Origin of the sequence: Methylorubrum rhodesianum, assembly GCF_014199985.1 — a bacterium.
In the GTDB taxonomy this organism is placed as follows: Bacteria; Pseudomonadota; Alphaproteobacteria; order Rhizobiales; family Beijerinckiaceae; genus Methylobacterium; species Methylobacterium rhodesianum.
Genome location: NZ_JACHOS010000002.1, coordinates 407,868 through 421,238, shown reverse-complemented (window position 1 = coordinate 421,238; position 13,371 = coordinate 407,868). Strand labels below are relative to the sequence as shown.

Below are 13,371 nucleotides of genomic sequence, written 5' to 3'. Positions count from 1 at the left end.
CGCGACGGCTGGGGCAGGGAGGGCCATCCCAGCAACGGAGAAAGCCATCCATGAAGCTCAGCGCGCGAAACGTCCTCAAGGGCAAGGTCGTTTCGGTCGAGAAGGGCGCGACCACGGCGCATGTGAAGATCGAGATCGCCAGCGGCCAGGTCGTCACCTCGGCCATCACCAACGAGTCGGTCGATGCGCTCGGGCTCAAGGTCGGCGGTGACGCCTACGCCGTGATCAAGAGCTCCGACGTCATCATCGCCGTCGATTGACGATCGGACTCAGTCTTCGATCGCCAGTACGATCCCGTGCCGGGCGGTCGCGCCCGGCGCCAGCTGGCGCTGCGAGTCCCTCTCCGCCAGCTCGCCATCGAAGCCGGCCCAATCGGCGTGGCCGGTCCAGGCTTCGAGCGACAGGAACGGCGCTGTTGGTTTCGTCCAGACCGCGAGATGAGGGAAATCCTCCATCCGCATGGCGATGGCCCGGCCGTTCGGCGCCGCGAACCGCATTGTCCGGCTATGCGCGTTCAGGAAAACGAGGGCCTCGGTGAACATGTTCGGATCCAGATCGAGCCGCGCCCCGTCGAGGGCGAGCGCGCGCTCGCTGCGCACCAAAAGCCCACCCGCACCGACCTCGGGCACGAACGGCCGCTCCGCCCGCTCGAACAGAACCGCGTAACCGCCGCCGGCGCGACGCTCGCCGCCCGCGAAGGGCCACGGAAAGGCGGGGTGGAAGCCGAGGGCGTAGGGCAGGGGAGACGCGCCCGGATTCTCGATGCGAATCTCGAAGGCGAGCGTTTTGGGCCTGATGCGGGCCTCGATCGTCAGCTGGAACGGGAAGGGATACTGCGCCCGCGTCTCCTCATCGTCGCTCAGGCTCAGGGAGACCGCCTCTTCGCTTCGATCGATGACCGCGAAGGGCTGGTCGCGGGCAAAGCCGTGCTGAGCCATCGGGTAGCGCCGGCCCTCCACCTGCACGGCGCCTCCGGCGGAGGCGCCGACGACCGGGAAGAGCCAGGGCGCGCTTCGATTCCAGTGTGCGGGATCGCCGTTCCAGAGATATTCTCGCTCCTCCACCTGCCAGGAGACCGGCTCGGCTCCGCGGAGCGCGATCCGCGCCGTGCTGCCGTCGCCGGCTCGGATCTCGATCGTCTCGCCCATCACCACCGTCCCCGCTTTAACGCTCCGCTTGGAAGCGATAGAGCATCGCCGCGAATGGTGGCCATTGCCTTTCGGAGAAAAGAGGCCGCATCCGCTGTGCCGAAACGGAGCCCTTATCGGCTCTGCGCCGTGACGGTGCCGCCGGGCGGCGTCGACGTGGCCGGATCCGCGATTACCTGCGAGGGCGGCCCGGAGGCGACGATCCGCCCATCCTCGACGACGTGGACCGTGTCGGCCCGTCGCAGAGAGGTCAGGCGATGGGCGATCATGATGATGGTGCGTGTGCCGCCGAGCGCGCCGAGCGCTTCCATCACCGCCGCCTCTGTCTCGCCGTCGAGGGCGCTCGTCGCCTCGTCGAACACGATGACGTCGGGGTCGTGATAGAGCGCGCGGGCGATGCCGATGCGCTGGCGCTGGCCGCCGCTGAGCCTCGCCCCGCGCTCGCCGACGCCGGTCTCGTAGCCGTTGCTTAGGGCGGTGACGAAGTCGTGCGCGCCGGCAAGCCGCGCGGCGCGTTCCACGGCCGCCCGGTCGAGCCGGTCCGGCTCGATGCCGAGGGCGATGTTCTGCGCGATGCTGCCGTCGATGAGAAAGACGTCCTGCGGCACGTAACCGATCCGGTTCTGCCACGCCGGAAGGCTGTCTGGATCGAGGGGCCGGCCATCGATCAGGACGCGGCCCCGATTGGGTGTGAGAATGCCCAGGATCAGGCCCACCAGGGTCGACTTGCCCGAGCCGGTGCGGCCGATGAGTCCGATTGTGGTGTGGGCGGGAATCGTCAGGTCGATGCCGCGCAGGGTGGGCCGGCCGGGCTCGTAATCGAAGGCGACGTCCTCCAGGCGGATCGCTTTGGTGAAGGGCAGACGCTCGGCGGTGCGAGGACGCGGCTCGCGCTCGCCCGCCAGCGCATCAACGACGAGACGCACGCCGGGCAGGTGGAAACGCAGCTGCGAGACGGAGGTGAAGATGTTCTGGAAGGCCGGCAGCATGCGGTAGCCGGCGAAGGCGAACAGGCCGAGCAGCGGCAGCATCCCGGCGGTGTCGATGCCCTGCGTCAGCGCGAAGAGCACGACCGCGATCACGCCGCCGAAGGCGAGTGATTCGATGACGAAACGCGGCAGTTGTCCGGTGACCAGACTGGAGGCGAGCGCGTGGGCGTAGGAGCGGGCCGGCGCATCGAACCTGGCCGTGAAGGTCTCGGCGCGACCGTAGAGCTTGAGTTCGGTCAGAGCTCCGAAGGTCTCCTGCACGACCCGGTAGCGCCCCTCGTTACCCGCCACCGCCCGCGCGCCGAGCCGGGCCAGGCGGGCTCGCATGACGAGGTAGATCGCGACGTAGAGCCCGCCGAAGCCGCCGCCGAGAATCAGCGCGAGCCGTGGCTGATAGGCGATCAGGAAAATGACCACCGCGAGGGCCGAGGCGCCGCGCGAGGCGATCACCATGGCTGGAGTGAACACGCCGACGACGAGGCGGTCCGTCTCGCTCAGCACGTTCTTGGCGAGCTCGGCGCTGTTGGCATGGGCGAAGAAGAGCCTCTCGCGACCGACGTAGCGAGCGAGCAGGCGCCGCGCGAAGTCGTATCCGACAAGGTGCGCGAACAGGAGCTGAGCGTAGGCGAAGGCGGCGTTGACCGCGCTGGTGACCAGAATCGCGGCGAGGGCGGCGAACCCCGTAGCGAGGAGGAAGGCGCGGTCATCGCCGAGGCCGAAGGCGCTGCGAAGGCTGGCGAGGTAGGGGATGCGTGCGGCCGCGCCGGGATCGCCCACCAGCGTGAGGAACGGGAGCACCGACGCGACGCCGACCACTTCGAGAAGGGCGGCAAACCCCAGTCCCAGCCCGAGCCATGACAGCCGCTGCCGGTCGCGCCGCCGCATCACCCGCAGGAGATCGAGGAGGGTCCTCAAACGGTCACCGGGGCGAGAGGGGCGCTAGGTTCGAGAGCGCGGGCATGAACCGCGACCGCCTTCGAACACGATACGTGCGCTCCATGCCGGGCAGGTTCGAAGCGCCGCTTAAGTGATTGATGACAAACGCACCCTTGAGCCCGCCTGCTTCTCGACCGGGTCTCTAGCACGGCGGGCGCGGGGGCCGTCAAGCCGAGGCGGCGTCCGCGCCCGTGACGTGCGGCAGAACTCGGGCACCGACCGCCGCGTTGACGACGCTCAGGGCCTCTCTGCACTGCGGAATTCTCGCCTGCCGCGGGATCAGATCCGGCGCGCGGCGACCACTCCGGGATCAGAGTTCGCCCGCGGAACCGGAACCTTGACGGTACGTTCTGCAAGTATGGAACACTATAGATCCGTCCTTGCCACCACCGCCGTCATGGTTTTCGGCCTGGTCGCGTCTTCTCCGCTCATTCGTGAGCAGAATTCGGCTGCCCCGCCTCTGCAGAGGGGCGCCGTGGAGGCGAGTTCGAGCGGCGGTAGCGAGGGATGGACCGATCCTCCTCGACAGAAGGTGGGACTATCCATCGTAACGGAGGCGGCGGCGTCGAGCCGAGGTCAGGCCGGCTCCCAGGCCGGCGAGCTTCACCCTTCTGCCTCCTGAAACCGCGGCCCTTCTCGCCTCCGACGACTTCGCGAGAGGGGAGTTCGCGAAAGGGGAGGCGGGACAGCGGGTTCAGGCTGTGCGCCGCCATCGCGCCGCGAAGGTGGCCGCCCGGCCGCGTCCGGCCGGGGTCGAGCCCCTCGCCACCGACACGCCGCCTCCCGCACCGGAGGCAGCGGCGACGCCGCCGCAGAAGGCGGCCCGGATCGATCCGATCGGCGACATTCTGAGAGGGCTTGGCATCGGACGGGATAGCTAAGGGCTGAGATGGTTGTCCGGTGAGGGCCAATCTGCCGCACGGCACGCGCCACAGTTCTCGCTCGTTGGTCTCAGGTCATTCCTGGACCCGCGCCGTGGAGCAACCGTCATGATCCTTGCCGCCGCCATCATGCTGATCGGCGCCATCGGCGCGATCGCCATCACCATCGCTGCGCGTCCGAGTGCGGATCGTTTCTTGAAGTGGTGAATCGACAACTCCCGTCCTGCCTTCTCGACCACTTGAAACTTGCCGAGCCCGTTCTGCGTTGAGGCCGCGAAGAGATGACGCGGAGACCCGGCTGTGGCGGCAATTGTGATGGTGGCGGGTGTGTTTGGCGCGGCGGGAACTCTCATCTGCCTGATGCCCCGACTCGACTCATTCTTCGAGTGGTGACCTAATACAGGGCTTCGACAGTGAGGACTTCGTCCTGCAGAATCAGCCCGGTGTTGCATATCGCTCAAATAGAACCGAAATGCGTCGACCTCGCATGACGGGCGCAGACAGCGTGTCTATTCGCTGCATATGAGGATGAAGACTTTCAGCTGAACTGCAACATCCGCCACCGATGGCTGACGCTTGTCTCTGTCACATTCGGTGATGATGTCGAGCATCGATTGCTGCCCGATGCGAAGCCGAGACACCGTCGCGGCACAGACCATCGATGCATCGACGGGTGGCGCCGCACAGATCAGGTCGACGACGGAGAAAAACTTCCGAGCCGCCAACCGAGCGGCTAAAATATCTTCACGGATCAGGTGAGCCGGTGACAGCTCCACGATCCGCTAGGCTTCGAATTCTTCGGAGATGCTCTTGTCTGAGAGCACAGCGACTCTTCAGAGAGATGGTGCCCAGGGGCGGAATCGAACCACCGACACTGCGATTTTCAGTCGCATGCTCTACCAACTGAGCTACCTGGGCAACCGCCGCGTCGCGCTGCGTCGTCGGCTGGCGGGGGTATAGTGAAGGGTTTCGGGCCTGTCCAGCCTCTCTTGCACCTGAGGCGAAGCTTTTTTGCCGAGCACCGAACTCCGCGTCAGAGAGAGTGATCGCCGTCATCGGATCGGGGCGGACGGGGTAGTTCCTCGTGCTCCGGTCCAGGGATAACGTAGCGCTCCCCGAGCCAGCGGCCGAGGTCAATATCAGCACAGCGGGATGAGCAGAACGGCTTCGTCTCGGGACTTGCCGGCTTGCCGCAGATCGGACAGGGCGCGGCCCCCGGGTTCACGGCCTGCTTCACGACGCTGAACCCCAAGCAGCACGCACCGGAAAGCCCTCGCCTTCGAGCAGGCTCAGCGTTTCATAGAGCGGCAGCCCGACCACCGCGCTGTGCGAGCCGACGAGCTTCACGACGAAGGCGGCGGCGAGACCCTGGATGGCGTAGCCGCCGGCCTTTCCACGCCACTCCCCCGAGGAGAGGTAGCCTTCGATCTCGCGGTTCGAGAGGCGCTTGAAGCGCACCCGGGTCTCGACCATGCGTTCGCGGCGACGGTCCTTCGGCGAAAGCACGCAGACGGCGGTATAGACGCGGTGCGCACGCCCAGAGAGCAGGCGCAGACAGTCCGCCGCTTCATCGAGCAGATCAGCCTTCGGCAGCACGCGCCGTCCCACCGCCACCACGGTATCGGCCGATACGAGATAGGCGTCCCGGAACTCGTCCCGGCGTCGCGCCGCGGCGCCGGCCGCTTCCAGCTTCTCACGGGCGAGACGGCGGGCCAGATCGCGGGGAGATTCCGACTTGCGCGGGGTTTCATCGAGGTCGGCCGGCAGGAGGGCATCCGGCTCGATGCCGACCTGCTGGAGCAGCGCCAGCCGGCGCGGCGAGGCTGAGGCCAGTACGAGAGGCGGCCGGCGTGGACCCACAGGACCCTGCGGCTTCAAGGCGTCGGTGGTGAGGAGCTCGTTCATCGCCGTGGTCTTACGCACAAGGCCCCCGACACCGCAACGCGATGTCGATGTCAGACCCGCTCCGAGGCTTGCCAAGGGCGGAGGGTCCGTCTAAGACCCCGCACATTCCGTCAGGCTTCGATGCGTCGGGCCGGATGCGACGCCGCAATAGCTCAGCTGGTAGAGCACCTCATTCGTAATGAGGGGGTCGGGGGTTCGAATCCCTCTTGCGGCACCACTGCTCAATGCCAATTGTCGTCGCTTATCGAAGCTCACGTGCCGGGGCACTCCATGGCTCGGCAAGCATCTGCGACGCTTCCGAATCGGCCGCCTTGCGGCAAGACGCAGGCTCTGACCGGGCCGCTCAGCCCGCAGTTTTTGCCCTCGATATCTCGGCGACCGCTTCCTTCCTGCGTAGAGATCACCGCTGTCGGGAGCGGGCGAATGTGCGCATATCGACCTGCCGACGCGGTTGGTGAAGCCGATCTCATCGCTCGATCCCATACCTGCCCGGCGGATGCCTGGGACGTCCATCGTCAGCGATCCTGCCGCCGCCGGACGAATCCGGCGGCGACGTGGACCGGGTCGGTCTAACGGGAACTCCCGCCACCATTGCCGCCGCCGGCGCTGCCCTGCGGAATCGCACGCTCCGGCTGGCCGGCATTGCCGCCCGCTGCCGAGTTGGTGGTGATGGTATCGGCCCCCGTGGGCCCGGGCGCGATGATATAATCGACAGTGTTGCCGGTCGTGTTGGTCTGACGCTGGATGATCGTGCCCGGCGGGAACTGACCTCCGGGCAGGCCCGGCGGCTGGACCTGGGCGACGGCTGCGCTCGAGCCGAGGCAGCCCAGGGCGGCGAGGGTGAGGGCGATGCGACGCATGACGGAACTCCTGAACAAGGGCCTCCCGAGCCTTTGAAGGAGGTGGAGAGGACCACTATCCGCAGTGAAATCCCTGGGCGAGCGCTCGGTTGCCGGACGGCCCTGCGGCGTGATGACGGTGTCTGTTCGTCGAAAATGCCGGCAGCGGCTCCCGTGGCACCAGCTTCATACGCTCGATCACCGTTTCGGCGACGGTGTAGGACAGCGCGAAGATCGGTGGCGACAGGAAGAGCAGGTCCTGCGCAGGGGGGCGGTATGAGCCCTTGGGAAAACACGAACGAAAGCGAAAACAAAAAAGGCCGCCCCGAAGGACGGCCCGAAGTCTAGGGAGGAAACGCCCAAGAAGGGCTGCGGGACCGCGACGCCATCGCGATCCGGCATGTCCTTGTCTCTCACGTTGCACTGCACAATGCAATCGACGGCGGATCGGACGGGGCATGCACCGGTCGCATATGTTGTCGGCGCGACGTCCAGCGGAGCCAAACGACCGCCGAAGGGGTTCCGGTCGTTCAGATCTCGCCTTTGGATGCTCGAGATGCCTCGTTGGATGCTTGCGTTCCCGATCGTCCTACTTGTGATGGCGGCACTCATCGTCTTTGCGTTCACGCGCACGGGTCCGACCGACAGCCAGAACACCCATGCACCGCAAAGCGGACAGACACAGTGACCCTCGAGAGAGGATGATGCCCTCCGGTCGCGCGGCGCACTCAGCGAGTTCGATCGTCCTGCGGACCTATTCGGCCTCGAAATTGCAAAACCGCCGACGGGATCGTTCGAGGAGGCCGTCATGCGGATCGGATGCGCCGTGTTGCTGGGCGGATTGCTGTGTCCGTCCGCATCGAGGGCTGTCGAGGCCCACGCCGATGTGGTCGCCTTCGTCGGAGCAGCCAGGCACCATATCGGTCAGCGCGTTACGATCGATCACTGCCACCTCGTCTATACGACCGAAGAGGAGATCACCTGTGTCGGCCTGCTGCCGAGGGATTCGGCAGGCGATGTCCGGATGGCGGGCAAGTTGCTGATCCGCGTCGGTGCGGCCGAGAGCGCCGGCCACAGACGGGCGCTTTCGCAGTGCGCAGGGGGCAGCCTCCATCAGTCCTGTGAGGTCAGCGTTTCGGGCGAGGTGTTCGATGCTTCCCGCTCCTTCGGACTGGATGAGGCGCGCGTGATGGGTTTACGCGAAGCGGCGATTCACTGGCCTGATTGACGGTGAAACGCCGCTCTCGATGGCCGAGCCGCGGGGCGCGGTGGCGGTCGGCAAGAGATCGAGACGCATGAGGGGCGGGGAAGTGAACCGTCTGAGGGCTACCGCGTTGGAACTCTTAGGGAGTTCACCGATGATCGCACATCTCGCCTCCGCAGCTTTCCTCACAGCCGCCCTTGCGGTCCCGGCCGTCGCGCAGCGGCCGGCCCAGACCGGGACCGGCGGTGATCCGGCTTCGACCATCTACGCGCCCAATACGTCTCCCGTAGGCCGGACCATGCCGCCAGCCGCGGGCGGAGGCGCGCGTCGGGACTCGAACAATCTCGACCGCGAAACCGCCATGGAACGGAAGGACGACAAGATCGATACCGGGATCTGTATCGGCTGCGATAAGTAGTCCGGCAATCGCGATTGGCCGCTTGAAACGCGCGATGCTCGGCGATGGTCGCGGTTACTCGGACCAGCGCAGGGCAGCCGCGGCGGCCAAAGTGCCGACCACCGCCGCGATCAGGCTCAGGGCGGTCAGCACCGTGAGCGGGGTTGTGAAGGGCACCGTCCCGCCGAGAGCTGACTCCGCTGCGGAGACTCCGAAGATCAGGGTCGGGATCATCAGCGGCAGCACAACGATCGCCAGGATCAGGCCGCCTCGGCGAATGGTGGCCGTCAGCGCCGCACCAACCGCCCCGATGAAGGCGAGGGCCGGCGTGCCGAGCGCAAGCGTCAGCGCCGTTGCACCCATGGCCTTCGGTGAGAGGGCCACCAGCAATCCGAAAAGCGGCGAGGCAAGCGCCAGGGGCAGGCCGGTGGTGAGCCAGGCGGCGAGTACCTTGGCCAGCACCACCAATTCCAGCGGCAGGGCGGCGCCGGTCATTAGGTCGAGGGACCCGTCCTCCTCGTCCGATTGAAACAGCCGGTCAAGGCCGATCAGGGTGGCGAGCACGGCCGCGAGCCACAGGATCGCCGGACCGATCCGCGAGAGAAGGTTCAGGTCGGGCCCGAGGGCGAAGGGCACGAGTACCACGATCATCAGGAAGAAGACGAGCGACAGCGCGCCCGAACCGCCGACACGGGCGGCGAGCTTCAGGTCGCGCGCGAGCAGGGCGGAGAACGCGCGAATCATAGCCACTCTTCCGCTTGGAGCGCTTCATCCGGTCGGGAGGGCGGCGGCGACGGTTCGATGCGCAGCTCGCGGGCATCCTCGAGGCCGAGGGCTTGGTGCGTCGCAGCAATGACGAGCCCGCCCTCGGACCGGTGATGCTTCATCAAACCGGCGAGCACGCCTTGCGATGCGAGGTCGAGGGCGGCGGTCGGCTCGTCGAGGAGCCAGAGCGGGCGGCGACAGACGAGGAGCCGCGCTAGCGCGACCCGGCGCCGTTGCCCGGCGGACAGGTAGCCGACCGGCAGCCGCGCCACATGCGGCAGGCCCAGCGCCTCCAGTGCCGCCTTCGGGTGGGCAGCGGGATTTCCAAGCAGGTCGCGGGCGAATCCGAGATTCTCCTCGGCAGTCAGCGCCGATTTCAGCCCGTCCCGATGCCCGATCACGTGAAGGCATTCCGGCAGGCTGGCCTCGCCGATGCCCTCGGCACGGATCGAGCCGCCATCGGGCTTGAGGCGCCCGGCAAGCATCGTCAGCAAAGTCGACTTGCCCGCGCCGTTGCGCCCGGTCACCATCAGCCCCTCGCCGCGACCGACGGTGAAGGAGAGACCGGAGAAGATCCTGCGCCCGGAGCGGCGGCAGGCAAGATTTTCGACGATCAACCGCACGGATCGGCCTTGGATGAGGAGGAAATCCGCACGTCTCGTCTTCGTCCCGAGGAAAGCTGATGCGTCCCTCGCGACGCGAGGGCCGGTTGCCGCGGCCGGAGCTGGTCGGCGAGCCGGTCGCCGGCGGCCTATAGCCGATCGTGCCGCTTGGCGCGAACCGCGAGAGCCTCCGGCGCATCACTCCCGCGACGTTGATCGACGATTTCGCAGCACGCACCGCCATGGATGGCGAGCGGCTCTCGTGGATTCCGCTCCGCTCTGACGAGGACGAGGTCGCGCCGCGCTCTTGCTGTTCCACCGGATCGACATTTCCGGGCGGCGGTGCGCCGCTGCCGCGGCTCGTCCGGCGCAGGCTGATCGTGGGACATTTGCACGACGTTCGGAGCAGGAATGTCAGTCGCACGCCTGTGTCATCGGGCCAGTAGCGGGCAATTTCGAAACGTTCTATAGACCGGCTCAGGCTGCGCCGCGCGATCATTCAAGGGCGTCCAAACCGCCCCTCGCGCACCATCCTGAGTGTCATACGCGGGCCTCCCGGCGCCGGGAGTCCACCGAGGGCACTCGCTACCCGGGCACCCCCGGGGCGGCGCGCGCTCCTTGGAGCGCATCCGGCCGAACACCTCTCGTGGCGCAGGTTATGCCTGCTCCGTGTTCGCTAACGCCAGCTCAGGACGCGACTCGCCGTGGCATCGCTCGACAGTTTCAAGGCCCGCCAGACACTCGAGGCAGGGGGCAAGACCTACACTTACTACTCAATTCCCGAAGCACAGAAGAACGGCCTGGCCGACGCGACCGCGCTGCCGTTCTCGATGAAGGTGATCCTAGAGAACCTGCTGCGCTTCGAGGACGATCGTTCGGTCCGCAAGGGCGACATCGAGGCCGCCGTGGCGTGGCTCGGCAACAAGGGCACGGCCGAGACCGAGATCGCCTTCCGTCCCTCCCGCGTGCTGATGCAGGATTTCACCGGCGTGCCGGCCGTCGTCGATCTCGCTGCGATGCGTGACGCCATGGCCTCGCTGGGCGGCGACCCGCAGAAGATCAACCCGCTGGTGCCGGTCGACCTCGTGATCGACCACTCGGTGATCGTCGACGAGTTCGGCACTCCGAAGGCGCTGGGCGACAACGTCGCCCTCGAATATGCCCGCAACGGCGAGCGCTACACGTTCCTGAAATGGGGCCAGTCGGCCTTCCGCAACTTCTCCGTCGTCCCTCCAGGTACCGGTATCTGCCATCAGGTGAACCTCGAATACCTGTCGCAGACGGTGTGGACGCGCAACGAGGACGGCGCGGAAGTCGCCTATCCGGACAGCCTCGTGGGCACCGACTCGCACACGACCATGGTCAACGGCCTGGCGGTGCTCGGCTGGGGTGTCGGCGGCATCGAGGCCGAGGCGGCCATGCTCGGCCAGCCGTTGTCGATGCTGATTCCCGAGGTCATCGGCTTCAAGCTGTCGGGCAAGCTGCCGGAAGGCACGACGGCGACCGACCTCGTGCTCACCGTCACGCAGATGCTGCGCAAGAAGGGCGTGGTCGGCAAGTTCGTGGAGTTCTATGGCCCCGGCCTCGACGACATGCCGGTGGCCGACCGCGCGACCATCTCGAACATGGCGCCCGAATACGGCGCGACCTGCGGCTTCTTCCCGGTCGACCAGAAGACCATCGACTTCCTGAAGGTCACCGGTCGTCAGGACGACCGCATCGCGCTCGTCGAGGCCTATGCCAAGGCGCAGGGCATGTGGCGCGATGCGCAGACCCCTGATCCGGTCTTCACCGACACGCTCGAGCTCGACATGGGCACCGTGCGCCCGTCGCTCGCCGGCCCGAAGCGTCCGCAGGACCGCGTGTTGCTCGACGCCGCCAAGGCCGGCTTTGCCGACGCCATGGAGAAGGAGTTCAAGAAGGCCGCCGACATCGCCAGCCGTTTTCCGGTCGAGGGCACAAACTTCGACATCGGCCACGGCGACGTGGTGATCGCGGCGATCACCTCCTGCACCAACACCTCGAACCCGAGCGTGATGATCGGCGCCGGGCTGCTGGCCCGCAATGCGGTCGCCAAAGGCCTCTCCTCGAAGCCTTGGGTGAAGACCTCGCTCGCCCCCGGCAGCCAAGTCGTCGGTGAGTATCTCGAGAAGTCCGGCCTGCAGACGAGCCTCGACGCGCTCGGTTTCAACCTCGTCGGCTTCGGCTGCACCACCTGCATCGGCAATTCGGGTCCGCTCCCGGCCCCGATCTCGAAGGCGATCAACGACAACGACGTGGTCGCGGCGGCCGTCCTCTCGGGCAACCGTAACTTCGAGGGACGCGTGAATCCCGACGTGCGGGCGAATTACCTCGCCTCACCGCCGCTCGTGGTGGCCTATGCGCTGGCCGGCTCGCTCCAGATCGACATCACCAAGGAGCCGCTGGGACAGGGCTCGGACGGCAAGCCTGTCTTCCTGAAGGACATTTGGCCGTCGTCCGAGGAGGTGAACCGGTTCATCGAGGAGAACATCACCTCAGAACTGTTCAAGAGCCGCTACGCCGACGTGTTCGGTGGCGACGCGAACTGGAAGGGCGTCGAGGTCACGGAGGCCGAAACGTTCGCCTGGGACGCGGGCTCCACCTACGTGCAGAACCCGCCCTATTTCGAGGGCATGACCAAGACGCCCGACCCGATCACCGACATCGAGGGCGCGCGCATCCTCGGCCTGTTCCTCGACTCGATCACGACGGATCACATCTCGCCCGCCGGCAACATCCGCGCGGCCTCGCCCGCCGGCGAGTACCTCCAGGCGCATCAGGTTCGGGTGCAAGATTTCAACCAGTACGGCACCCGCCGCGGCAACCACGAAGTCATGATGCGGGGCACGTTCGCCAACATCCGCATCAAGAACCAGATGGTGCGGGACGAGAGCGGCAACGTGGTGGAGGGCGGCTGGACGCTGCACCAACCCGATGGCGAGCGGATGTACATCTACGACGCCGCACAGAAGTACGCCGAAGAGGGCACGCCGCTCGTGGTGTTCGCCGGCAAGGAGTACGGCACCGGCTCGTCCCGCGACTGGGCGGCCAAGGGCACCAAGCTCCTGGGCGTGCGCGCCGTGATCGCCGAGAGCTTTGAGCGCATCCACCGCTCGAATCTCGTCGGCATGGGCGTGGTCCCGCTGGTTTTCCAGGGAGACACCTCCTGGCAGTCGCTCGGGCTGAAGGGCGACGAGACGGTGACGATCAAGGGGCTGGCGAGCGAGTTGAAGCCGCGTCAGACGCTGACCGCCGAGATCACCTCGGCCGACGGCTCGAAGAAGGAGGTGCCTCTGACCTGCCGGATCGATACCCTCGACGAGCTGGAATACTTCCGCAACGGCGGCATCCTCCCCTACGTGCTGCGCTCGCTGGCGGCGTAAGGATCGGCGACCGACGATGGAAAAGCCTCTCCCGCAAGGGAGGGGCTTTTTTGATTTGGCGCTTGGCTGCGCAAGGGGACGAACGATGAGGGGAGGCTTGAGACTCATCCTCCTCTGGATCGGCTTCACCATCGTCGATCGCGCTTCGTCCAGCAGACCTTCCCGAGCCAGCTCATCTGGAGCATCGATTGGAGTGCGGATGATCACGGTCGGATCACCGAGATAAGGGCGATCTTTGACTCGGTCTGTCTCTGAGGTGTTCGGCACACTCGTACGCCTTGCCGGTCCCGGCGCAGCCGCT

Annotated in this window: 12 protein-coding genes and 2 tRNA genes; 5 read left to right on the top strand and 9 right to left on the bottom strand. The window is 66.6% G+C overall.

The window, feature by feature from the left end:
- Positions 1–50: 50 nt before the first annotated feature.
- Positions 51–260, top strand: a complete 210-nt coding sequence (locus HNR01_RS04430) for a TOBE domain-containing protein (RefSeq protein ID WP_017485894.1) — start codon at positions 51–53, stop codon at positions 258–260.
- Between the two features lie 9 nt (positions 261–269).
- On the opposite strand, the gene HNR01_RS04425 is transcribed toward HNR01_RS04430, so the two are convergent.
- From HNR01_RS04425 to HNR01_RS04400, 6 genes are all read right to left on the bottom strand, one after another.
- Positions 270–1,148 (bottom strand): aldose 1-epimerase family protein, encoded by an 879-nt coding sequence (locus HNR01_RS04425; RefSeq protein ID WP_183666855.1) that lies wholly within the window; start codon positions 1,146–1,148, stop codon positions 270–272.
- Positions 1,149–1,261: 113 nt separating this feature from the next.
- Positions 1,262–3,052, bottom strand: coding sequence for an ABC transporter ATP-binding protein (locus HNR01_RS04420; protein ID WP_183666853.1), 1,791 nt, complete (start codon positions 3,050–3,052; stop codon positions 1,262–1,264).
- Between the two features lie 1,411 nt (positions 3,053–4,463).
- Positions 4,464–4,730, bottom strand: coding sequence for a hypothetical protein (locus HNR01_RS04415; protein WP_183666851.1), 267 nt, complete (start codon positions 4,728–4,730; stop codon positions 4,464–4,466).
- A gap of 66 nt (positions 4,731–4,796) precedes the next feature.
- Positions 4,797–4,872, bottom strand: a tRNA-Phe gene (locus tag HNR01_RS04410).
- Positions 4,873–4,987: 115 nt separating this feature from the next.
- On the bottom strand, positions 4,988–5,206 hold the full coding sequence (locus HNR01_RS04405; protein ID WP_183666849.1) for a DNA gyrase inhibitor YacG: 219 nt from the start codon (positions 5,204–5,206) through the stop codon (positions 4,988–4,990).
- Complete coding sequence (locus HNR01_RS04400) at positions 5,188–5,859, bottom strand: Maf-like protein (RefSeq protein ID WP_153876110.1); 672 nt, start codon at positions 5,857–5,859, stop codon at positions 5,188–5,190. The genes HNR01_RS04405 and HNR01_RS04400 overlap by 19 nt, the downstream gene beginning before the upstream one ends.
- 141 nt (positions 5,860–6,000) lie before the next feature.
- Between HNR01_RS04400 and HNR01_RS04395 the strand changes: the two genes are divergently transcribed.
- Positions 6,001–6,076, top strand: a tRNA-Thr gene (locus tag HNR01_RS04395).
- A 352-nt stretch (positions 6,077–6,428) separates the two neighbouring features.
- On the opposite strand, the gene HNR01_RS04390 is transcribed toward HNR01_RS04395, so the two are convergent.
- Entirely contained in the window at positions 6,429–6,719 is a 291-nt protein-coding gene (locus HNR01_RS04390) for a hypothetical protein (protein ID WP_017485901.1), read from the bottom strand.
- A 787-nt stretch (positions 6,720–7,506) separates the two neighbouring features.
- On the opposite strand from HNR01_RS04390, the gene HNR01_RS04385 reads away from it, so the two are divergent.
- On the top strand, positions 7,507–7,926 hold the full coding sequence (locus HNR01_RS04385; RefSeq protein WP_183666847.1) for a hypothetical protein: 420 nt from the start codon (positions 7,507–7,509) through the stop codon (positions 7,924–7,926).
- A 130-nt stretch (positions 7,927–8,056) separates the two neighbouring features.
- Complete coding sequence (locus HNR01_RS28130; protein ID WP_375373185.1) at positions 8,057–8,320, top strand: hypothetical protein; 264 nt, start codon at positions 8,057–8,059, stop codon at positions 8,318–8,320.
- Positions 8,321–8,374: 54 nt separating this feature from the next.
- Here HNR01_RS28130 and ccmB read toward each other — a convergent pair whose 3' ends face one another.
- On the bottom strand, positions 8,375–9,043 hold the full coding sequence (gene ccmB, locus HNR01_RS04380; RefSeq protein WP_183666845.1) for a heme exporter protein CcmB: 669 nt from the start codon (positions 9,041–9,043) through the stop codon (positions 8,375–8,377).
- Positions 9,040–9,687: a heme ABC exporter ATP-binding protein CcmA gene (gene ccmA / locus HNR01_RS04375; protein WP_026105731.1), complete on the bottom strand. Its 648-nt coding sequence runs from the start codon at positions 9,685–9,687 to the stop codon at positions 9,040–9,042. The genes ccmB and ccmA overlap by 4 nt, the downstream gene beginning before the upstream one ends.
- A gap of 683 nt (positions 9,688–10,370) precedes the next feature.
- On the opposite strand from ccmA, the gene acnA reads away from it, so the two are divergent.
- Positions 10,371–13,070 carry an aconitate hydratase AcnA gene (gene acnA, locus HNR01_RS04370; protein WP_183666843.1) on the top strand — a complete coding sequence of 900 codons (2,700 nt, stop codon included), beginning with the start codon at positions 10,371–10,373 and terminating at the stop codon, positions 13,068–13,070.
- Positions 13,071–13,371: the final 301 nt, after the last annotated feature.

Coding starts and splice junctions, on each gene's coding strand:
- HNR01_RS28130 (WP_375373185.1), top strand. CDS start 8,057: ATGATCGCACATCTCGCCTCCGCAGCTTTCCTCACAGCCGCCCTTGCG.
- ccmB (WP_183666845.1), bottom strand. CDS start 9,043: ATGATTCGCGCGTTCTCCGCCCTGCTCGCGCGCGACCTGAAGCTCGCC.
- HNR01_RS04385 (WP_183666847.1), top strand. CDS start 7,507: ATGCGGATCGGATGCGCCGTGTTGCTGGGCGGATTGCTGTGTCCGTCC.
- HNR01_RS04430 (WP_017485894.1), top strand. CDS start 51: ATGAAGCTCAGCGCGCGAAACGTCCTCAAGGGCAAGGTCGTTTCGGTC.
- HNR01_RS04390 (WP_017485901.1), bottom strand. CDS start 6,719: ATGCGTCGCATCGCCCTCACCCTCGCCGCCCTGGGCTGCCTCGGCTCG.
- HNR01_RS04400 (WP_153876110.1), bottom strand. CDS start 5,859: ATGAACGAGCTCCTCACCACCGACGCCTTGAAGCCGCAGGGTCCTGTG.
- HNR01_RS04425 (WP_183666855.1), bottom strand. CDS start 1,148: ATGGGCGAGACGATCGAGATCCGAGCCGGCGACGGCAGCACGGCGCGG.